This is a genomic window from Pseudomonas sp. GT1P32, from assembly GCF_054897805.1.
The window spans coordinates 5495206-5516528 of record NZ_CM142704.1 but is presented as its reverse complement, the minus strand read 5'-3'; the positions used below and the strand labels follow the sequence as shown (position 1 = coordinate 5516528).

The following is a 21323-nucleotide window of genomic DNA, read 5'->3' as shown; positions in this document are numbered from 1 at the left end:
GGGCCGCCACTGTAGCGATGGCCCGTGGGAATGGCAATCGGCCCTTGGTCGGACCGAGCCGTTGATTATTCCTGAACCGGCGTCAGCGCAATCCGCAGAGCGTCGATGGCAACGTCACGGGCCGCACTGTCGGCGAACGCCGGGCTATCGGCCACGCACTCGCCTTCCAGCCAGACGCTGAAGTTCAGGTCTTCATTGCGCACGTCCAGAGGCTGGCCCGCTTGCAGTTGTTTGGTCACCTGGCCAGCGGTTTTACCGTCGGCGAAGTTGCGCGACAGCAGCAGTTGCTCGCCATCGGCCGCCAGCAGGCGGAAGCGGAAACTGCCGTCGTCTTCGCGGAAGCTGACAAAACGCGCAGCTTTCGCGGCTTTCTTCTTGGTGGTCGCCGCGACTTGCGTCTGGGCCACGAAAGAACGCAGGCCGACCGCTTCACGCAGCTCGTTGAGGAATGGCGTCGCTACGGCACGGGCCTTTTTCGCACCGATTTGCAGGATGTCTTCCAGATCAGCCGGGCGTTCGATCAGTTGGTGATAACGCTCGCGGGACTCGCCCAGTTCGCTGTCGAGCAGTTGGAACAGACGATTCTTCGCCTCGCCCCAACCCAGGCCCTGCAACAATTCGCTGCGGAATTCGTCGGACTGTGCCGGGGTGGCAAAGGCCTGGAACAGCGTGAACAGGTGCGAATTGTCCGGATCTTTGGCTTCGCCCGGCGCGCGGGAGTCAGTGACGATCCGCGAGATCGCGTCCTTCATTTCCTTGGCGCTGCTGAACAACGGGATGGTGTTGTCGTAGCTCTTCGACATCTTGCGACCGTCGAGACCTGGCAACGTGGCCACGCTTTCTTCGATCAGCGCCTCGGGCATGGTGAAGAATTCCTTGCCCTGGCCAAACAGATGGTTAAAGCGCTGACCGATGTCGCGCGCCATTTCCACGTGCTGGATCTGGTCACGACCGACCGGCACCTTGTGCGCGTTGAACATCAGAATGTCCGCGGCCATCAGCACCGGATAGCTGTACAGGCCCATGGTGATACCGGCATCCGGGTCTTCGCCGGTTTCGACGTTCTTGTCCACCGAAGCCTTGTAGGCGTGGGCGCGGTTGAGCAAGCCCTTGGCGGCAACGCAGGTCAGCAGCCAGGTCAGTTCCGGAATTTCCGGGATGTCGGATTGGCGATAGAACGTCACGCGGTCCACATCCAGGCCACCGGCCAGCCAGGTCGCGGCGATTTCCAGACGCGAGCGCTGGATTCGCAGCGGGTCATCGCATTTGATCAGGGCGTGGTAGTCGGCCAGGAAGTAGAACGAATCGGCATTGCTGTCGCGGCTGGCAAGGATCGCCGGGCGGATGGCGCCGGCGTAGTTGCCCAGGTGCGGCGTGCCGGTGGTGGTGATGCCGGTGAGGATGCGGGTACGAGTCGTCATGGGTAATCGCTTGTCAGACTGCAATCAATTCGAAAGGCGCGGCAGGATCAGATCCTTGAGATCGGTCAGCTTGCCATGAAAAAAGTGTCCGCATTCTGCCACTTTCAGCAGCTCATGGGGACGATCGAGTTTCTCGGACCAGTCGTAGACGGCTTGCGGGTCAATGACTTCATCGGTTTCCGGCTGGATCAGGGTCAGCGGGCAGTTCACCGGCAGCAGGTCGTAACCATTGAGCCGGGTAACAGCGGCGGCCACCATGAACAAATGCTTGAGCTGTTCGCCCTGCGCTTCCAGGCGTCCGCCGAGACTTGCTGCAACAAAACCACCGAAGGAGAAACCGAACAACGTCAGCGGCAAGTCGGGATGTTTCGCCCGCAACCATTCGGCCGCTGCCTGAGCGTCGTCAACCTCACCGGTGCCCATGTCGTGCGAGCCTTCGCTGGCACCGACGCCACGGTAGTTGAAACGCAAAGTAATCAAACCAGCATCGCGCGCGGTGCGCTGCAGGGTCGAGACCACTTTGTTGAGCATGGTGCCGCCCTGCACCGGGTTCGGGTGGCAGATCAGCGCGATGCCGCGCGGCTGCTCGATATCCAGGTAAAGTGCTTCCAATTGCCCGACCGGGCCGTCAATCACTACAGGGGTTTCGCGCATAAGCAAGGAAGGAACTCCGTGACCTCGAATCGGGTCGACTCGTCTAGCAAATTGTCTGTGCCGATGTATTGCGAGTGAATCGCGGTATACAGCGCAGGTTCGAGCCGTTAACGTAAAGCAAAGCCGTTTATAGAGGAAGGACTCGTGGAACACTCGCTCTTAGTTTGGTTGTTGCCGACTCTTGCCCTGGTTGTGGGTGTCGCCATTGGATTCCTGATCGCTCGCCTGGTGCCGAACGCCGCGCCGAGCAGTACCCAACGTCAGCTGGATGACATTCAGGAACGTTTTGACAGTTATCAGAACGAGGTGGTTACCCACTTCAACAGCACTGCAAACCTGGTCAAGAAACTGACTCAGAGCTATCAGGAAGTGCAGGATCACCTCGCCGAGGGTGCCAACCGCCTGGCCCTGGACGAGCAAACCCGCCAACGCCTGCTGGCTTCGCTGCACGCCGACGCGGCAGCGGCCCCACGGGAACGCCTGACGCCACCGCGCAATCAGGAGCCGCCTCGCGACTACGCCCCCAAAGCCCCGAACGCGCCGGGCATGCTTGATGAGCATTACGGCCTGAAGAAGTAATCAGGTTTCGCGCGACATGAAAAAGCCCCCGGATGAGTGATTGTCCGGGGGCTTTTTTGTTGCTGATGTTTGTTGCCTGTTCTGGCCCCTTCGCGAGCAAGCCCGCTCCCACATTTGAAATGCGCTCCCCTGTGGGAGCGGGCTTGCTCGCGAAGAGGCCAGACTTGGCGACACAAAAAAACCGCCCGATCTGTTTAGGATCGGGCGGTTTTTTTTACGCCTGGGGTTCAGTCAGGTGGGTAAAGGGACTGCGTTTACTGCTGTGGATACTCCTGACCCGGAATCGCCTTGAGGTTGACCTCGACGCGGCGATTCTGTGCCCGGCCATTGGCGTCGGCATTGCTGGCAACCGGGCTATCCGGGCCGGCGCCACGGGCGCTCAGGTTGGTACCGCTCACCCCTTGCGACGTCAGGTAGGTCGCGACGCTCTGGGCTCGGCGCTGGGACAGGTCCATGTTGTGTTGACGGCTGCCGGTGCTGTCGGTGTAGCCGACAATTTCGATCTGGTTCTGATTGAACTCTTTCAGAGAACCCGCCAGGTTATTCAAAGGCTGGTAGAAACTCGAAGCTATGTTCGCCGAATCGGTGGCGAACGTGATGTTGCCCGGCATGATCAGCTTGATCTGATCGCCCTGGCGTTGCACTTCAACACCGGTGTTGGCCATGCTGGCGCGCAGCTTTTTCTCTTGCTGGTCGGCGTAGTAGCCATATCCGGCGGCGGAAGCACCTACCACCGCGGCGCCGATCAGCGCGCCCTTGCCACGGTTATCGTGGCTGATGGCGGCACCGGCCAACGCACCCGCCAGAGCGCCGAGGCCGCCGTACTTGGCGGTTTTGCTCATGCCCGTGGAACCACCGTCGGCCTGCCCTTGGCTGCTGTCATATGGGTTAGGCGAGGCGCAGCCTGACAGCAAGGCCACAGCCGTAGCGACAATAATCAAACGCTGCTTGGTGAACATGAAGAGCTCCTACTTTTTGCATTCTGGGATGCAACGGGACTTAGGCATTGGTTCTTTGCGGGCGTTTGATCATTTCGGACGCAGAAAATTCCGTCGCCCCCTTAAGCCCGCACAAAAGGGTTGTCGCGCATTTCATCACCCAGACGCGTATCCGGACCATGACCAGTCACCACCGTTGCGTCTTCATCAAGGGTGTACAGACGCTGTTTGATCGAACGCACGATGGTCGCCTGATCGCCACCCCACAAGTCCGTGCGCCCTACCCCGCGACGAAACAACGTGTCACCGGCAATCAGCAGCTTAGCCTCTGAAAACCAAAAGCTCATGGAACCCGGCGTATGACCTGGCGTGTGCAGCGCCACACCGCAACCGCAGGCGAGCTCTTCATCGTCGGCCAACCAGCGATCCGGCGATGGAACCGGCGTGTAGGGCACACCGAACATCTGGCATTGCATCTCCAGATTGTCCCAGAGGAACTGATCCTCTTTGTGCAAGTGCAGGGTCGCGCCGGTTTTCTCCTTCAACTGACCGGAGGCCAGGAAGTGATCGAGGTGCGCATGGGTATGGATGATGCTGACAACCTTCAGGCCCAGGGCATCGAGCCGGGCGAGGATCAATTCGTGATTGCCGCCCGGATCGACCACGATCGCCTTCTTCGTCACCGGATCGCCGATGATCGTGCAGTTGCACTGCAAAGGGCCGACGGGGAAGGTTTCGCGGATGAGGGTCGGTTGCTGGGACATCGGGGCATGCTCGTAAAAAACGGGGACGAGGGATTTTCGCACACAATTGCGTCCAGCCATTGACCGCCTGTGTATCGTCACACTACGTCAGCCCAACACTCCCAATGCCTTGGCCCGCGCCACCGCCTGCGTGCGCCGCTCAACACCGAGCTTGCTGTTGATGTGGCTGGCGTGGGTTTTAACCGTGTGCAGGGAAATGAACAGCTGATCGCTGATTTCCTGGTTCGAGCAGCCTTGGGCAATGAGTTTCAGAACCGACAGTTCACGGGAACTGAGTTGCTCGCAGGCTTGTGAGGGCTCCGGAGCAATGCGTGCAGCGATAACGGGGAGTCGCTCCGACAGGCTCTGCGATACCGTCGCTTTCGCGCAGTTCTGCAGTTGCTCGCGAAGCCAGTCGGGGCATTTGTTCAACAAACCATCAAAAGGCTGAAGCGCGCCGCCACTGGCCGCTTCGAGGGCCTGAGCGAAGGCCTGCCGGGCTTCAGGCTCGCGGTTGTGCGCAAGGAGCAGTTCGGTTTTCTGCGTCAGCGCCATCACACTGAGCAACTGCCGACCGGTTTGCTGACCATGCTCGAGTAACGCATTCAATCGCCCTTCGGCCAGCATCGGCTGCGCCTGAATGACCTCAAGCAAGGCCTGCTGCAACTCGATATGCAGTGGCAGTTGCGGATGGAATTCCGGAGGCGCCGCCGGCTGTTCGCCGTTATAGGTCTGGCCCAATCGTGTGAGCCAGGCTTCCGCCAGATCGGTGCGCCCTTGGGCCAGCCAGAGTTCGCATTTGACCAGGGTGATCATCGCCAGGTAGTAGATCGGCGGGACGTCCCAGATGTGCATCAGCCGCTCGGCTTCGGCGAGTTCGGCAAAGGCCTTGGCGAACTCGCCGCAGCTACCTTCGAGCCGTGCGATCACGCAATGGCCGATCAGGACGCTGATGTCGCGACAGGCGCGAGCCTCAGTCAAACCGGCCTGCAAACGCAGCCGAGCGGTCTGTGGCTGCAGGCGCAGGGCCAGCAGAAATCCTTCGTACAAAGTCAATCGAGCGCGCACGGCGTATAGCCGTTGCGGCGACAACCCTTGCAAGCGTTGCAGCCCCTGACGGACTTCGTCCAGCGAACGCAGGATTTCCCCTCGCGCCTGCAACACACGCGCCCGGTCGTAATGGGCCAGTGCTTCGAATAACGGATTACCCACCCGTTGCGCCAGTTCAAGCGAGTCGCGGTTCAAGCCACGGGCACGCCACAAGTCGCCGTCGGCAATGGCCAGGTTGGAAAGGGTCGAGAGACACATCAGGCGCTGGCCGTAGCGTTTCGATGGCAGGCTTTCCAGCGCTTCGGTGCAATACAGCAGCGTCAATTCGCGGTTGCCGCGCCCGCGGGCAATGATCCCGCTCAATGCCAACCATTGCGCCAGCATGGATTTCTGCGCAGTGGCCGACGGTGCCGGCAGGAAGCGGCTCAGATGACTGGCCAACTCTTCGGCGGCGTCGAGCTGACAGGCCAGCCCCAAGGCCCAGCTGTAAAGCACGATCAACCGCGGCGTGCTGATCAGCAGGCTGTCGGGCAAGTCCATTTTCCAGCGCAGCAACATGCCGACATTCTGTTCTGCCAGCAATTGTTCCTCGGAAAGGTTCTGCACCAGGTTGGCCGCGACGTCCAGATGCCCGGCGCGCAACGCCTGCTCCACCGCCTCATCGAGCAGGCCCTGGGCATTGAACCAGCGACACGCACGCAGATGCAGGCTAGCCGCCGGCACCATCGCCTGTGAGGTTGGCCGGGTGCGCAGCAGGTCGGAAAACAGATGATGATAGCGGTACCAGTGGCCATGTTCGTCCAGCGGTACGAGGAACACTTGGTGCGCAAGCAGAAAACGTAGGATCTCGGCGCTGTCATGCGCTTCGCGAACGGCATCGCACAGCTCGCTGCAAAAACGCTCTTGAGGGGCCGTGTCATAAAGGAACGACTGCACCTCGGCGGGCAGACAATCGATGACTTCTTCGAGCAGGTAATCGCGAATCAGCCCTTCCCCACCGTGCAGGGATTGGGGTAACGCACCGTCGGAGCCCGCTTCGGAGGCCGCCAGCAACCAGAAACGCAGGCCGGCAACCCAGCCTTCGCTGCGCTGGATCAGGTTTTCCAGTGCTTCGCCACGCAACGAACTGCTGTGCCGATCGAGCAGGGTCAAGGCTTCGTCGTGGGTCAGGCGCAGATCCTGCTCATGCAACTCAAGCAATTGTCGCGACAACCGTAGCCGCGCCAGATGCCAGTCCGGACGCTGGCGACTGGTAACCATCACCAGCAAGCCGTCGGGAAGGTGATTGAGGAAAAACTGCAGGCAACGATCGAGTACCGGCCCCTGCGCCAGATGATAGTCATCGAGGACCAGCAGCAATGGCGCCGTCGGCAACAGGTGCACGGCCAACTCATCGAGCAGGCCGTCCAGCCATTCTTCAAAAGCAAACGGCTGATGCCGCTGACGCATTTTCAGCAGCCCCAGAGACTGGCGGCCCAACTGCGGAAAAAAGTCCTGAAGGCCTTCGAGCAATCGCTCCAGAAAACGGCCTGGATCGTTGTCCCGCGGACTCAACCCCAGCCAGAGACTTTGCCAATGTACCGGCAGCCCCTGACAGAACTCCACAGCCAATGAGCTCTTGCCAAACCCCGCCGGCGCGCTGACCAGTAACAGCCGGCCACCGAGACCGGCACTGAGGCGCTCGCATAAACGAGGTCGCAGCACATGGCCGTCGGGTAGCGGAGGCCGAAAAAAACGCCCGTCCAATGTCGCGACGGTAACGTTTGCAGGGCCCGGGAGTGGGGACAGATCAGTCATGGCCGGCTCTTGTTTGAAATGCTGTTGGCGGCGTTGCAGATGTCCGCAGACTAGCGGTAAACGAAGAGGTAATGAAGGTTATTGCTACAAATGGCTACAAAAATACTACATGCCTGCGATTGGACGGCCACTACGAAGGGCCTTTATTGATACGCAAAAAAAACGCCCCGAACCAGTCGGGGCGTTTTTCGAGGATGCGGCCTCAGCTCAATGTTGCTTAGCGAACGCCATCCTGACGCAATGCCGCCGGGGTGAAGTCGCTGGTGGTGGCAGTGAAGCCGAAGTTATACGCAGATTTCTCTTCGTTCTTCATACCGAGTGCCAGGTAACGACCAGACTGCAGGTCGTACAGGGTTTCCAGGGTGTACCACGGTACTTGAACGTTGTAGTAGTTCTGGGAGTGAGCTTCCGCCACACGCCACAGCTGGTTGCGACCGTCGTAGTGATCGATCACCGCTGCTTGCCAGGTGTCTTCGTCGATGTAGAAGTCACGCTTGGCGTAGATGTGACGCTGACCTTCCTTCAGGGTTGCCACGACATGCCAGACCCGGCGCAGCTCGTAACGAGCCAGGTCCTGGTTGATGTGACCGGCCTTGATGATGTCGCTGTACTTCAGCTTCGGATCGTCGAGCTTGTAGCTGTCGGAGGCGATGTACATCTCTTTCTTGCCTTCGAGTTTCCAGTCGTAACGATCCGGGGCACCGTTGTACATGTCCAGGTTGTCGGAGGTACGCAGGCCGTCAGCCGCAGTACCCGGCCCGTCATAGGACACTTGCGGTGCACGACGCACACGACGTTGACCGGCGTTGTAAACCCACGCCGAACGCGGTTCCGCTACCTGGTCGAGGGTTTCGTGTACCAGCAGCACACCACCTGCCAGACGTGCTGGTGCGGTCACTTTCTGCTTGAAGTAGAACAGGATGTTGCCCGGGTTCGCCGGATCGTAGTCCTTCATCTTGTCGCGGAACACGAACTGATCTTCGAAGTACACCAGGCTGAACGAGCCGTTCGGCTGCGGCGTGGCCTGGGTCACCAGACGGGTCACGCTGCCACCGCGATAACGGGTGATGTGGTTCCAGATGACTTCGACACCGGTTTTCGGAATCGGGAACGGTACCGCGGTTTCGAAGTTTTTCAGGCCGTTGCCGCCGGACACCAGCTCCGTGGCGGTGGCGTTTTTCTTGATGGCAGCGAACACGTCATCCGGCACGGTCGCGCCGCGATGGGACGGATAGACCGGCATCTTGAAGCTTTCCGGGTAGCGCTTGAACATCGCGTACTGGCCCGGGGCAAGCTTGTCCTTGTACTGGTCAACGTTCTGCGCAGTGATGGTGAACAGCGGTTTTTCACTGGCGTACGGGTCGGACAGGAAACCTTTGCTGTCGACAGCGCCAGCGTTTTTCGGCAACGGCTTCCAGGCTGGAATCGAACCGTCGGCATTACCTGCCATCTCGGCGCCCATTGGCGTCAGGCTCTTGCCCAGCTTGTCCGCTTCGGCCGCAGGGACCGCTGCCATCACGCTGGTCGCCAGCAGCGTTAGCCCCAGAAATCCGGCGTGGAACAGACTCTTTGTTGTTTTCATAGGTGTGTTCGTCCTGAAAATGCAGTGCTTAGAAGTTCACGCCGAAGCTGAGCGCAACGAAGTCGCGGTCATCCACGGTGGTGTACTTGCCGTCAAAGAAGTTGGTGTAGGCCAGGGACGCGGTGTAGGTGTTCTGGTACTCGGCATCAAGACCCAGGCTGACCGCTTTGCGACCTTCCTCGAAGTTGCCGCCAGGGCCAGGCGAGTAACCGTCGACGTCATGGGACCAGGCGATGTTCGGCTTGAAGTTCACACCGGCGATCACGTCGTTGTATTCCCAGATCGCACGAGCGCGATAGCCCCAGGAGTCTGTCGTGGTGAAGCCTTCGTTTTCGCAGTAGCGGCTGACGTTGTTTTGCGGACCGCCTGCCAGGGTCGAAGCGTTCAATGCCTGGCACTGACCGTTTGGCAATGGACCTGGGCCGTAGCTCGGGTCACGCCCGTAACGGGCTTTCGAAGTGCTTTCCAGGCCGCCGACGTGAGTCCAGCCAACCTCGCCCACCAACGTCAGTCGCTCGGCACCCATCACCTGATCGAAGAAGTGAGTGAAGGTTGTCTGCAGTTGAGACACTTCCTTGCGACGATAGCCATGCTGATCCGCACCTGGCTGCCCTTGCAGCACGGAAACGTTAGGGTTCAGTGGCGTCAGGCCGGAAAAGAGGATGTCGGTGGTGTTGAGCTGTACCGGTGCGTTCGGACGATAGCTGAACTCACCACTCCACGCGGTACCGGTAGGCAACGTGGTGGAGAAGCTCAGGCCATAAAGCCGAATATCTTCCGGGTATTCGACGAAGTAGCTGGAGTTACCCGCTACCACCAATGGCAGGGTTTGCGCCGCCAGTCCGTTCGCGCCCCCCACGATGCCAGCCGCGGTTCCCAGCGGGATGCCTGTGCCAACCAGTGCGCCAGTCAGAGCGCCACCCAGTGCCTGTGCGTTATAGGCGCTCGCCGGAGCCCCCTTGCCGCTGAAAATCGGCGCACGGCTGTGGTAGTTCATGAAATAGGCACCGAGTTCGGTGTCCAGCGGCTCGAACATGTACTTGAAGGACACACCGAACTGGCCACTGTCACGCGCATCGCGATCCGGACCGCGACGAACGATCGCACCTTCGTCCGGGTTACCCCAGTTCACGCCCCTGGCAGCCAGCGTGTTGAGGACCGCGTTACGCGACCCGGCCGGCAAAGCCCGCAACGAGTTGCTGAGACTGTTACGGGTCCGCAGCACGGCCAGGTTGTTATCGCAGCCATCGGAAATCACGTCCGGTTGCGAGAAGAACGTACCGCAGTTGTCGGTAACGGTCTGGTCCCATTCCAGTTGATAGAACGCTTCCGTGGAGAGGTTCTCGGTCAGGCTCTGGGACACGTAGAACATGTTGACCGGGATCAGGCCTTCCTTGATCTCGGCACCTGGACGGCGGAACGCAGAAACGTCGATCGGGTTGATCGAGTTGATGCCGCCGCCGATGAACGTACTTTCACCCCAGCTGACTACCTGCTTGCCCAGACGCACGGAACCCGGCTGATCGGCAATCGAGTAGTTGTGGTAGACGAAGGCGTCGAGAATTTGCCCGCCGGAGGACTTGGCGCCTTCCTTGCGGTTGTCGTTGCTGATGTCCTTGAACGGACGGCTTTCGTCCTGAAGTTCGAAGTCATACCAGTATTTGCCCCGGACGAAGATGCCGGTGTCGCCGTATTTCAATTCAAGGTCATGGATGCCTTTGAAGATCTTCGAGAAGGTTTCCCCGCTCTTGAAGTTCAAGTGGCCGTCATCGGAGGTCTGGGACAGGCCATTGCCACCGTTGTTGACGCCGATGAGGTTCTTGTTGGCGTTCTCGGTAGACCAACTGGCACCAATCGACAGGGATGAGTCGAACTGACCTTCGATTTCACCAACGTTGAAACTGACGCCGAATGCGGGCCCGGCGAGCGTAGAGGCAAGACTGACAGCCAGAGGCAGTTTTGCCCGGCGCCAGAACTGGTTTACTGATGTCATCGACGCTACTCCATGTGCATTATTGTTATGGCAGTGAGTACTTTTAAAAACGCTGTGGTTGACCGGAAGCCAAGGCATTCCGAATTCACTCCAAAGTTGCATCGCCCCGTTTTGTGCGTTTGCCCCGTTCTTAAAAATCCTTGAGCGGACTATAGCCAGCAGGTAGTACTGCTTGATCCCTCTAAAGTGTGATTTGCAGCTGCCGGCCACTCTGGAACAGTCCTTTCGCCAGGCCGACACCTGTCGGCACGGGAAGAATGGCTGAAAATTCTGATTTCACAAGCCAAGCGCTTGCTTGGTGGGGCTGGCGTGCCATTTCGGGCACGCCGGAAGACGCTTAAAGCGTCGAGAGGAAGGTGCTGTTGTTGGCTTGCCATTCAGTGATGTCGAGGCGAATCCGCTTCTTGTCGAGTTTACCGACACTGGTCTTGGGAATTTCAGTAACAAGGGCGATCTGGCTCGGGATGGCCCACTTGCTCAGGTGCCCCAGTTCCACAAATGGCTTGAGGTGCTCCTTGAGTTCCCTGGCCCCGATTACATGGCCCTCGCGGATCACCAGCAAGGCAAACGGGCGTTCGCCCCACTGCGGATCGGCAATGCCCACCACTGCTACTTCGCGTACCGCTGCATGGCGACTGATCAGGTCTTCCAGGTCCAGCGAGGAAATCCATTCGCCGCCGGTCTTGATCACGTCCTTGATCCGGTCGCGAATGTCGATCACTCCCATGCTGTCCAGCGTCGCCACGTCGCCGGTGTGCAGCCAGCCACCGGCCCAGAGCTCGGCGCCCTTCTGCGGCTCATTGAAATAGCCTTCGGTGAGCCACGGCGCACGCAGCACCAGTTCACCCTGGGTCTCGCCATCGGCGGGCAGGAAGTTACCGTCGGTGTCGACAATGGCCGCTTCCACCAAAGGCCCCGGCACGCCGGCCTTGATCCGGTACGTGGTGCGTTCGTCTTCAGTGCCCGCCATCAGCTCATCGTTGAGGTGCGCGCAGGAAACCAGCGGGCCGGTTTCCGACATGCCGTACGCGGCGGTCAGCTGAATGCCTTTGGCTTTGGCGGCTTCGTACAACGCACGATTCAATGCACTGCCGCCGATCACGATTTTCCAGCCGCCGAAGTCGGTGCCTTGCGCCGCCTTGGCGTTGAGAACCATCTGCAGGATGGTCGGTACGCAATGCGAGAAGGTGACCTTTTCCTTGCGCCACAGCTCCACCAGGTATTCGGGATCGTAGCGCCCCGGATAAACCTGCTTGAGCCCGAGCATGGTCGCCACATACGGCAAGCCCCAGGCGTGCACATGGAACATCGGGGTGATCGGCATGTACACGTCGTTGGTGCCCAACAGCCGCACGCTGTCGATGGCGCCCATGATGGTCGACACGCCCATGGTGTGCAGCACCAGTTGCCGATGGGTGAAGTACACGCCTTTGGGATTGCCGGTGGTGCCGGTGGTATAGAAGGTGGTCGCGACCGAATTTTCGTCGAAATCCTGGAAGTCGTACTGCGTGCTTGCGGCCGCCAGCAACTGCTCGTATTCACCGACGAGGTTCGGCAGGTCGGCGGTCTTTTCCGGCAGGTCGGTCAACAGCAGGGTTTTCTCGACCGTGGTCAGGTGCCCGGCAATCGCGTTGTACAGCCCGACGAATTCGCTGTTGACCAGCACGAAGCGGTCCTCGGCGTGATTCATGGTGTAGAGGATCTGTTCCGGCGACAGGCGCACGTTGATGGTGTGGATCACCGCGCCGATCATCGGAATGGCAAACATGCATTCCAGATAACGATGGCTGTCCCAGTCCATCACCGCCACGGTATCGCCTGCCTTGACGCCGGCCGCCGTCAGCACGTTGGCCAGGCGTGCGACCCGTTCGATCAGGGTCGGATAGCTGTAGCGCAATTGATCGCGGTAAATGATCTCGCGGGTTTTCTCATAGCGCGCGCCGGACATCAGCAGCCGTTTGATCAGCAGCGGATACTGGTAAGCGCCTTCGGCTGGGGGGATAACGCGAGTCTGCAACATAAGAATCCCTTTTCTGACTGCACGGTCGTGGCTGAAAGTAAGCACTCTAGTGCCCTTCCATGACAACCAAATCAGCCGAAGGAATGATTTGCAACATTCAGCAAATGCTAGCGTTGCGCCAGCATTTTCACCCATTTGCCGAACTCTTTCCTTGTAGGAGCCAGCTTGCTGGCGATGGACTTGCAGGCGCCGCGTCCTTCCAGGAACAGATGCTTCATCGTTAAAGACCATCGCCGGCAAGCCGGCTCCTACAGATGGTGGTGTTCGTCGGTCAATGCATCTCGGTAAACGCGAGTTTCACTCCGATGGCGATCAGCACGGCGCCCATGGTCCGGTCGAACCAGTGACCCATGCGGGCGAAACCGGCACGTACGCGTTGCTGGCTGAACAGCATTGCCACCAGGCAGAACCAGAAAGCCGTCGCCGCCGCCAGGTAAACCCCGTAACCGGCCTGCACCGCCAATGGCGTATGCGGATTGATCACCACGGTGAACAACGACAGGAAGAACAGCGTGGCTTTCGGGTTCAGACCGTTGGTCACGAAACCCGAGGTGAAGGCGCCACGAGCAGTGCGCTCACCTGCCTCCTTGTGCAGATCGTCAGTCACCGGTTTGGCCGGTTGCGCGCGCAGGGCCTTGAAGCCGATGTACAGCAGATACGCGGCGGCCGCCCATTTCAAGGCGTTGAACAGCACGATCGACTGGGACACGATCAGGCCGATACCCAGCAGCGAATAGCCGACATGCAGGAAAATCGCCGTACCGACACCCATCGCCGTCCAGGTGCCGGCGCGACGACCGTGGGTCACGCTCTCACGCACCACCACGGCGAAATCCGGGCCGGGGCTGGCGACGGCCAGCAGGTGAATCAAGGCAACGGTCAAGAACTCTGTCCAGTACATGGGGGCTCCTCTGGAGGCTGAACGGTCGAATTATCACTTCCAGGCTGACATCGCCCCTGTGGGAGCGGGCTTGCTCGCGAAGGCGGGGAGTCAGACAACATCAATGTCGACTGACACAACGCCTTCGCGAGCAAGCCCGCTCCCACAAGGTTCGGCGCAGACCTGGCATTGCGTAACGATTTGTTTCATCTGGTAGGCTCGGCAGATTACGCCTTCAGTTCAATGCACAAAAGGTACAGTTGATGACGAACTCTCGCCGCGCCGTTTTCCTCGACCATCCATCGCTGGACCTCGGCGATCTCGACCTCAGCCCGCTGCGCGCCTGCTTCGATGATTTGCAACTGTTTGCGCAGACCACTCAGGATCAAGTGATCGAACGCCTCAAGGGCGCCACCGTCGCCATCAGCAACAAAATCCTGATCGACGCCGCCGCCATCGCCGCCAGCCCCGAACTGAAGCTGATCCTGATCACCGCCACCGGCACCAATAACGTTGATCTCGCCGCCGCCCGCGCCCATGGCGTGACCGTCTGCAACTGCCAGGGTTACGGCACGCCATCGGTGGCGCAGCACACGATCATGCTGCTGCTGAACCTGGCGACGCGCCTCGCCGATTATCAGAAAGCCGTCGGTGAAGGTCGCTGGCAACAGGCGAAACAGTTCTGCCTGCTGGACTACCCGATCGTCGAACTGGAAGGCAAAACCCTCGGCTTGCTCGGTCATGGCGAACTGGGCGGTGCGGTCGCACGACTGGCCGAAGCCTTCGGCATGCGCGTGCTGCTTGGGCAGATTCCAGGGCGCCCCGCCCGGCCGGACCGTTTGCCGCTGGATGAACTGCTGCCGCAAATCGATGCGCTGACGTTGCACTGCCCGCTCAACGAACATACTCGCCACTTCATCGGTGCCCGCGAACTGGCCTCGATGAAACCCGGCGCTTTCGTGGTCAACACCGCCCGTGGCGGCCTGATTGATGAACAGGCGCTGGCCGATGCCTTGCGTAGCGGCCACCTCGGCGGTGCGGCCACCGACGTGTTGAGCGTCGAACCGCCGAGCGCCGGCAACCCGTTGCTCGCCGCCGACATTCCACGCCTGATCGTTACGCCGCACAACGCCTGGGGCAGTCGCGAGGCGCGGCAGCGGATCGTTGGCCAATTGACCGAAAACGCACAGGGATACTTCAGCGGTAAGGCGCTGCGGGTCGTCAGTTGATAAACTGCGGCACTTTTTTTCAAGGAGCAGAGTATGGATCCGCGCAGTGAAGTACTGCTTCGTCAGGCCGAGTTGTTCCAGGGTTCGGTGCTGCTGGCCGGTTTGCCCGCCGATGATTTGCTCGGGCGTCTGCCCGACGCCCACGGCTGGTGCTGGCACGCCGGCGATCAGGCCGCGCTGGATGCCCGCTTCACCGAGCGCAGCCATTTTGGCGTGACTGCGCCCGAGCGCGAATTCGACACCGCCGTGGTGTTTCTGCCCAAGTCCAAGGACCTCACCGATTACATCCTCAACGCCCTCGCCTCGCGCCTGGCCGGACGCGAGTTGTACCTGGTGGGTGAAAAACGCAGCGGCATCGAAGGCGCGGCCAAGCAACTGAACCCGTTCGGCAAACCGCGCAAGCTCGACAGTGCGCGTCATTGCCAGTTGTGGTTGGTCACCGTGGCCGATGCGCCGCAAGCCAAATCCCTGGAAAGCCTGGCCCAGACCTACGAGTTGCCGCTGGCCGAAGGTCCACTGAAAGTCATCAGCCTGCCGGGCGTGTTCAGCCACGGCCGACTGGATCGCGGCAGCGCGCTTTTGCTGGAGCACCTGGACAAATTGCCAAGCGGCCATTTGCTGGACTTCGGTTGCGGCGCCGGTGTTTTGGGCGCGGCGGTCAAACGTCGTTACCCGCACAATCAGGTCACGCTGCTCGACGTGGATGCGTTTGCCGCCGCCAGCAGTCGCTTGACCCTGGCTGCCAATGGTCTGGAAGCCGAGGTGATTACCGGTGACGGTATCGATGCCGCACCGATGGGTTTGAGTGCAATTCTGAGCAACCCGCCGTTCCATGTCGGCGTGCACACCGATTACTTCGCCACTGAGAACTTGCTGCGAAAAGCAGCCAAACATCTGAAAAACGGCGGCGAACTGCGCCTGGTTGCGAACAGCTTCCTGAAGTACCAACCGCTGATCGAAGAACACCTCGGCGTGTGTGCAATCAAGGCCGAAGGTCAGGGTTTCCGAATCTACCGGGCCAAACGCGGTTAGCAATTTGTACTTGCCCTATCGGATTTGCCTAGGCAGAATCCGCTCCGTCCTAGGGGAGTAGTCTCCCACGAGCGCCATGCTCGTCCGGCATACGTCAACATACTTGGTCCTCAGACCATGGCGTATGCGACCCAAGCGTCCGCATCAGACGGATCGCCAGGGTTTGACAAGACCTATGACACGAACACCTTACCCGGGGCGGGAAGGCTGTACGTGTCATAGCCGTGTCGACCCGCCCCTTAGGAAAACCCTGATGCTGGATTCACTTCTCGTTCCCACCGCAATCGTTGCCTTGGCCGAAATCGGCGACAAGACGCAACTGCTCGCGCTCATCCTTGCTGCCCGCTTTCGCAAACCGTGGCCAATCATCGCCGGCATCGTCGCCGCCACCCTGGCCAACCACGCGGCAGCCGGTGCGGTAGGTGCCTGGGTCGGCAGTTTCTTCTCGGATGCGGTGTTGCACTGGATCCTCGCCGCGAGCTTCACTGCGACGGCATTGTGGACCCTGGTGCCGGACAAGATGGATGACGATGAAGCCAGCACCGCCCGCAAATTCGGGCCGTTCCTGACGACATTGATCGCGTTCTTCCTCGCGGAAATCGGTGACAAGACCCAGATAGCGACCGTCATGCTGGCCGCGCAATACCCGGAACTGTGGCTGGTGATCATCGGCACCACCCTGGGCATGTTGATTGCCAACGTGCCAGTGGTTTTGGCGGGTAACTTTGCGGCGGACAAATTGCCATTGACCCTGATTCGTCGACTGGCAGCGTCGGCGTTCTTCGTCCTGGCGATTGTCGCGGTGTACAAGGCGATGCAGAGTAGTGGGTGGGTTTGACGTCGTAGGTCGTTAGACCGCGTTATCGCTCTTCGCGGGCGAGCCTCGCTCCTACAGGTCAGCGTAAATCTGTAGGAGCGAGGCTTGCCCGCGAAGGCGTCAGCGGCATCAACACATATCGATCAGGATTTCCGCGCGTTCTCGTACAACGGCATCACCTTCGGAATCGCCGCCTGCAACGAAGCAATCCGACTGGACGACGCTGGGTGAGTGCTCATGAACTCCGGTGGCGAACCTTCCGAAGCCTTGCTCATCTTGTTCCACAGGGTGATCGCGGCGTTCGGGTTGTAACCGGCGCGGGCCGCCAGTTCCAGACCGATCAGGTCCGCTTCGTTTTCGTTGGCGCGACTGTTGGGCAGCGTCATACCGTAGTTGGCCACGGTGTCCGCCAGAGCCAAACTGTCCTGGCCCAGACCGAGCAAGGCGCCCGCGCCCTGCTTGGCCATTTCGATGCCGTACGCCTTGGACATCGCTTCACGACCGTGCTCACGCAGGGCGTGGGCGATTTCATGGCCCATGATCGCGGCGATTTCATCGTCGGTCAGTTGCAGGCTGTCGATCAGCCCGGTGTAGAAAATGATCTTGCCGCCAGGCCCGCAGTTGGCGTTGAGCTCGTCACTCTTGATCAGGTTGACTTCCCATTTCCATTGGGCCGAATCCGGACGGAAAATCGGCGCCTGGGCTATCAGCCGATCGGCGATCACCTGGATGCGCTTGGCATCGTTGCTGGTCTTGTCCAGCACACCTTTGCTGGTCGCCTCGCCAACGGTCTTTTGATAAGACTGGGCGTACATCTGGTTGACTTCATCCGTGGACAACATGCTGAACATGTATTGCTTGCGCTCGACGCCCACGGCGCCGCCGCTGGTGGTGTTGACCGACTGACAACCGGCGAGCAACAGACCCGCGCCCAGTGCACACAAAACCAATCGCTTGCTCATCAAAAAACTCCCTGAAAACATGCCGCGTATCGTAGGCGCCGAATTGTATCGACGCCAGATACAACAGACATACAGACGCAAATTTCGGATAAAGCTCCTATCACCGTAGGAAAAAATTCACATAACCGTCCCCGCCACGGCCAGTAACGGCCGGCAATGATTCATTTGCGACATCGACGGCTCCAAAACAGCCATTTCGTCGCACCTCACTCATGGCCCTCGAGCCCCCTGCCGATACAGCACCGCAGAAGTCCTCTTGCGTGCGGAGCAACAATGAAATTCAAGTCCATCCAGTTTTCCGTGGCGGCCCTCGCTGGCGCCATCGTATTAAGTGTCGTGGCAGCCCTGGTGCTGTACGCGCTGTTTTCCGGCGCACGGACGCAAGACATGGTTCAGGAGCGGACCCAGGCGCAATTCGAGCAAGTCATCGAGCAGCGCCTGACGTCCCTGGCGCAAACCCAGGTCAGCCAGATCCAGCGTGAACTCGAAGCGCCGCTGCTGATTGCCGGTGGACTGGTGCGGGTCAACGCCTTGATCGGCACGCCGGGCGCCGATGGTCAGCCGCAACTGAACCTGAGCCGCGAGCAATTGATCAGCCTGATCAAGGAAAACGTCGCCAAAAACCCGAAGATTCTCGGCACCTACATCGGTTGGGAAAAAAACGCCCTCGACCACAACGACGCAGCCTACGTCGACACCAAGGTCGTCGGCATCGACGCCAGCAACGGGCGCTTCCTGCCGTGGTGGTTCCGCAACGAAGACGGCAGCCTGGGCCTGGACAAACTGGTGGACGTCGACGACCAGAAAACCCTGTCCACCGGTGTGCGCGCCAGCGAGTACTACCTGTGCTCGAAAGAAACCAAAAAATCCTGCGTAATCGACCCGGCGCCCTACAAGGTCGGCGACAAAATCGTCATGCTCGCGTCCTTTATTGAACCGATCATGCTCAACGGTGCGTTCCAGGGCATCGTCGGCGCCGACCTCTCGGTGAACTTCATCCAGGAAATGCTCCTGGGCGCGAACCAGAAGTTGTACAACGGTTCGGGCGTCATGGCGCTGATCGGCGGTAACGGCCGGATCGTTGCCTACACCAAGGACCCGAGCAAATTCGGAGAGAAGGTCAGTGACATCCTCGACAGCCAGCAGATCGCCAACATGGCCAATCTGAAGCGCGGCGAAGTCACCTACACCGTCGACAAGGCCCAGGGCCGGATCGAGTTGTACCTGCCGTTCGGCATCGGCCAGACCGACGCTCGCTGGACGCTGATGCTGCAACTGCCGCTGAACGCGGTGATGGCCGACCTGCAAAAACTCCAGGCCGACCTGAATACCCAGCGCAAATCCGACACCTTCGGCATGGCCATGGTGGGCCTGCTGATCGCCGGCGTCGGCTTGCTGGTGATCTGGCTGGTGGGCCACGGCATTGCTCGCCCACTGAAACAAATGGTGGCCATGCTCGATGACATTGCCAAAGGTGAAGGCGACCTGACGCGCCGTCTGACCAGTGATCGCGCCGACGAACTGGGCTCGATCGCCAAAGGGTTCAACACTTTCCTCGCCAAGTTGCAGGCGATGATCACCCAAGTGGTGACGTCGGTGCAGAGCGTCAGCGATTCGTCGGAACACACCGCTGACATCGCGATTCGCACCAACATTGGCGTGCAGAAACAAATGGTCGAGATCGATCAGGTCGCCACGGCGGTGCATGAAATGACCGCCACCGCCCAGGACGTGGCGCGCAACGCGACCCAGGCGGCGCAAGCGGCCAGCCATGCGGATCAGGCGGCCTCTCAGGGCAAACAGATCGTGCGGGATACGTCGAACTCGATCGGCGTGCTGGCCGTGGAAATCGGCAAGGCTGTCAGTGTGGTGCAAGCCCTGGCCAAGGACAGCGAGAACATCAACGCGATCCTCACCGCCATTCGCGGGATTGCCGAGCAGACCAACCTGCTGGCCTTGAACGCCGCCATTGAAGCGGCACGCGCCGGCGAGCAGGGCCGTGGCTTTGCGGTCGTAGCCGATGAGGTGCGCAACCTGGCGCAGAAAACCCAGAAGGCCACCGAAGAAATCCAGACCATGATCCAGCAGCTGCAACAAGGCACGCGCGATGTGGTGCGGGTCATGGAAGACAGCCAGAACCGCACCGACGAAAGCGTACAGCATGCGGCGAAAGCGGCCGAAGCGCTGGATGCGATCACTCAGGCGGTGTCGGTGATCAACGACATGAACACGCAGATTGCCAGCGCGGCCGAGGAACAGAGTGCGGTGGCGGATGACATCAACCGGAACGTGGTCAACATTGGGCAAGTGGCCAATGAAGTGGCGGGCGGTGCGGATGAATCAAGCGCGGCGAGTGCGGGTTTGACCAAGCTGGCCGAGCAGCAGCGCCGATTGATCAATCAGTTCAAGGTTTAATCCAAAGGCCCTTTCGCGAGCAAGCTTCGCTCCTACAGGGGATTATCGAACCTGTAGGAGCGAGGCTTGCCCGCGAAGACGTCAGCACAGACAACCCATCAGCCGGGGGTCAAACACTCCGGCCCATTCAACTTCGGATCATTCACCAGATTCGCCAACACCCGCTCGCGCAATGCCGCGGGTTCGCTGGCCAGTAATCCCTGCAACACATGCAACGGCGTCTCGGGATCGAGCCACGCCTCCTGCCCCGCCGCATCCAGGATCAACGGCCGACGCTGACTCGCCGCCGGTTGCGTGATCACGGCCGTGCTCAGCCACACCTGCTCCTGCACCGGATACGCCTCCCAGATCGCCGCGAAAAACAACGTCGAGCCCTCCCCCGGCGTCAGCCAATACGGGCGCTTGCGAGTGGTGCCGCGCCATTCGTAAAAACCGTTGGCCGGCAACAGGCAGCGGCGCTCGCGCAGGGCCTGGCGAAACATCGGTTGCTCGGCCACGGTTTCGGCGCGGGCATGGGCCGGCGTGCGGGACAGATCGGTGAGCCACGGCGGCGTCAAACCCCAGCGGGCGCGGGCCAATTCACGCTCGCCGTCGGCGCCGGCACGCAGCATCAGCACCGAATCATTGGGAGAAATATTCCACTGGGCCTGCTGATCGGCGGGGAAGCCAGGCAGGGCCGCGAAGGCGGGGTTCCAGCGAAACAGGGCATAACGTCCACACATGGGGCAACACGACTCTTGATCAAACGAACGTCAGCCTAACAGACCAGCGTGCCAGGAAAGCTTTCCGGTTCATCGCCGGGCATCGGCAGCGCGGCATTGTACGCGGTGATCAACTCACGGGCGTATTCGGCCTGGTCGTTATCCACCGACAATCCCAGCAGGCCGAAGATCGGCAATTCGCCGGTGCCGCCGAGCAAATCGCGGCCGACCAGATGCGCCTCGACGCCCTCGCTGGCCAACATGCTTTGCAGCAACTCGCCTTCCATCAGGTTTTCCGGTTCGTAGATTCGCTGCATGGATACCCTCACTCGTTCTCGCTGAACACTTCGAGATGCCACTCCTCTCCATGAACCTGCAACACAAACGTAATTGGCCGACAACACACCTGACAGTCCTCGATATAGGTCTGATCGCCCGCCGATAAATCCACAGTCGTCTCGACCTCTTCACCACAATACGGACATTCATACTCTGCAGCTTCCAGCATCG

Annotated in this window: 18 protein-coding genes, 1 pseudogene and 1 riboswitch; of the genes and pseudogenes, 6 read left to right on the top strand and 13 right to left on the bottom strand. The window is 60.1% G+C overall.

All coding sequences use genetic code 11. The features are described from left to right. Positions 1-65: 65 nt before the first annotated feature. Both ACYZUC_RS25345 and ACYZUC_RS25340 read right to left on the bottom strand, forming a co-directional pair. The gene (locus tag ACYZUC_RS25345; RefSeq protein WP_461991126.1) at positions 66-1421 is read right to left on the bottom strand and encodes a tryptophan--tRNA ligase; all 1356 of its coding nucleotides are present in this window, start codon (positions 1419-1421) and stop codon (positions 66-68) included. A 24-nt stretch (positions 1422-1445) separates the two neighbouring features. Then, entirely contained in the window at positions 1446-2075 is a 630-nt protein-coding gene (locus ACYZUC_RS25340; protein ID WP_461996761.1) for an alpha/beta hydrolase, read from the bottom strand. 144 nt (positions 2076-2219) lie between these two features. On the opposite strand from ACYZUC_RS25340, the gene ACYZUC_RS25335 reads away from it, so the two are divergent. Beyond that, entirely contained in the window at positions 2220-2654 is a 435-nt protein-coding gene (locus tag ACYZUC_RS25335) for a Z-ring associated ZapG family protein (RefSeq protein ID WP_008025941.1), read from the top strand. A gap of 254 nt (positions 2655-2908) precedes the next feature. Here the strand turns inward: ACYZUC_RS25335 and ACYZUC_RS25330 are convergent, their stop codons facing one another. From ACYZUC_RS25330 to ACYZUC_RS25300, 7 genes are all read right to left on the bottom strand, one after another. Then, complete coding sequence (locus ACYZUC_RS25330; protein ID WP_461991124.1) at positions 2909-3613, bottom strand: OmpA family protein; 705 nt, start codon at positions 3611-3613, stop codon at positions 2909-2911. Positions 3614-3714: 101 nt separating this feature from the next. After that, on the bottom strand, positions 3715-4356 hold the full coding sequence (locus ACYZUC_RS25325; RefSeq protein WP_008025937.1) for an MBL fold metallo-hydrolase: 642 nt from the start codon (positions 4354-4356) through the stop codon (positions 3715-3717). Between the two features lie 87 nt (positions 4357-4443). Next, the gene (locus tag ACYZUC_RS25320; RefSeq protein ID WP_461991122.1) at positions 4444-7182 is read right to left on the bottom strand and encodes a LuxR C-terminal-related transcriptional regulator; all 2739 of its coding nucleotides are present in this window, start codon (positions 7180-7182) and stop codon (positions 4444-4446) included. 217 nt (positions 7183-7399) lie between these two features. Further along, entirely contained in the window at positions 7400-8764 is a 1365-nt protein-coding gene (locus tag ACYZUC_RS25315; protein WP_461991120.1) for a DUF1329 domain-containing protein, read from the bottom strand. A gap of 28 nt (positions 8765-8792) precedes the next feature. Continuing rightward, a complete protein-coding gene (locus tag ACYZUC_RS25310; RefSeq protein ID WP_461991118.1) occupies positions 8793-10757 on the bottom strand; it encodes a DUF1302 domain-containing protein in 1965 nt (654 codons plus the stop codon). Between the two features lie 337 nt (positions 10758-11094). Continuing rightward, positions 11095-12777: a fatty acid--CoA ligase gene (locus ACYZUC_RS25305; protein WP_008025929.1), complete on the bottom strand. Its 1683-nt coding sequence runs from the start codon at positions 12775-12777 to the stop codon at positions 11095-11097. 271 nt (positions 12778-13048) lie between these two features. Beyond that, a complete protein-coding gene (locus tag ACYZUC_RS25300) occupies positions 13049-13678 on the bottom strand; it encodes a LysE family translocator (protein ID WP_008025927.1) in 630 nt (209 codons plus the stop codon). Between the two features lie 242 nt (positions 13679-13920). Between ACYZUC_RS25300 and ACYZUC_RS25295 the strand changes: the two genes are divergently transcribed. The 3 genes from ACYZUC_RS25295 (at position 13921) to ACYZUC_RS25285 (ending at position 16756) form a co-directional block, all read left to right on the top strand. Next, entirely contained in the window at positions 13921-14886 is a 966-nt protein-coding gene (locus ACYZUC_RS25295) for a 2-hydroxyacid dehydrogenase (protein WP_008025925.1), read from the top strand. Between the two features lie 33 nt (positions 14887-14919). Further along, on the top strand, positions 14920-15918 hold the full coding sequence (locus tag ACYZUC_RS25290) for a methyltransferase (protein WP_461991115.1): 999 nt from the start codon (positions 14920-14922) through the stop codon (positions 15916-15918). 39 nt (positions 15919-15957) lie between these two features. Next, positions 15958-16083, top strand: a riboswitch (yybP-ykoY riboswitch). An 88-nt stretch (positions 16084-16171) separates the two neighbouring features. Continuing rightward, positions 16172-16756: a TMEM165/GDT1 family protein gene (locus ACYZUC_RS25285; RefSeq protein WP_461991113.1), complete on the top strand. Its 585-nt coding sequence runs from the start codon at positions 16172-16174 to the stop codon at positions 16754-16756. Between the two features lie 122 nt (positions 16757-16878). Here ACYZUC_RS25285 and ACYZUC_RS25280 read toward each other — a convergent pair whose 3' ends face one another. Beyond that, positions 16879-17697 carry a M48 family metallopeptidase gene (locus tag ACYZUC_RS25280; protein WP_461991111.1) on the bottom strand — a complete coding sequence of 273 codons (819 nt, stop codon included), beginning with the start codon at positions 17695-17697 and terminating at the stop codon, positions 16879-16881. Between the two features lie 156 nt (positions 17698-17853). On the opposite strand from ACYZUC_RS25280, the pseudogene ACYZUC_RS25275 reads away from it, so the two are divergent. Both ACYZUC_RS25275 and ACYZUC_RS25270 read left to right on the top strand, forming a co-directional pair. Continuing rightward, positions 17854-19257, top strand: a pseudogene (locus tag ACYZUC_RS25275) (methyl-accepting chemotaxis protein); the annotation flags it as partial. Between the two features lie 12 nt (positions 19258-19269). Further along, positions 19270-20112, top strand: coding sequence for a methyl-accepting chemotaxis protein (locus ACYZUC_RS25270; protein WP_461996760.1), 843 nt, complete (start codon positions 19270-19272; stop codon positions 20110-20112). A 98-nt stretch (positions 20113-20210) separates the two neighbouring features. Here ACYZUC_RS25270 and ACYZUC_RS25265 read toward each other — a convergent pair whose 3' ends face one another. From ACYZUC_RS25265 to ACYZUC_RS25255, 3 genes are read right to left on the bottom strand one after another with little or no spacing between them, the layout of a single operon-like run. Further along, a complete protein-coding gene (locus tag ACYZUC_RS25265) occupies positions 20211-20834 on the bottom strand; it encodes an SOS response-associated peptidase (protein WP_008037251.1) in 624 nt (207 codons plus the stop codon). A gap of 35 nt (positions 20835-20869) precedes the next feature. Beyond that, positions 20870-21130 (bottom strand): putative signal transducing protein, encoded by a 261-nt coding sequence (locus tag ACYZUC_RS25260; RefSeq protein ID WP_008025915.1) that lies wholly within the window; start codon positions 21128-21130, stop codon positions 20870-20872. Positions 21131-21138: 8 nt separating this feature from the next. After that, complete coding sequence (locus ACYZUC_RS25255) at positions 21139-21321, bottom strand: CPXCG motif-containing cysteine-rich protein (protein WP_392891236.1); 183 nt, start codon at positions 21319-21321, stop codon at positions 21139-21141. Positions 21322-21323 lie beyond the last annotated feature (2 nt).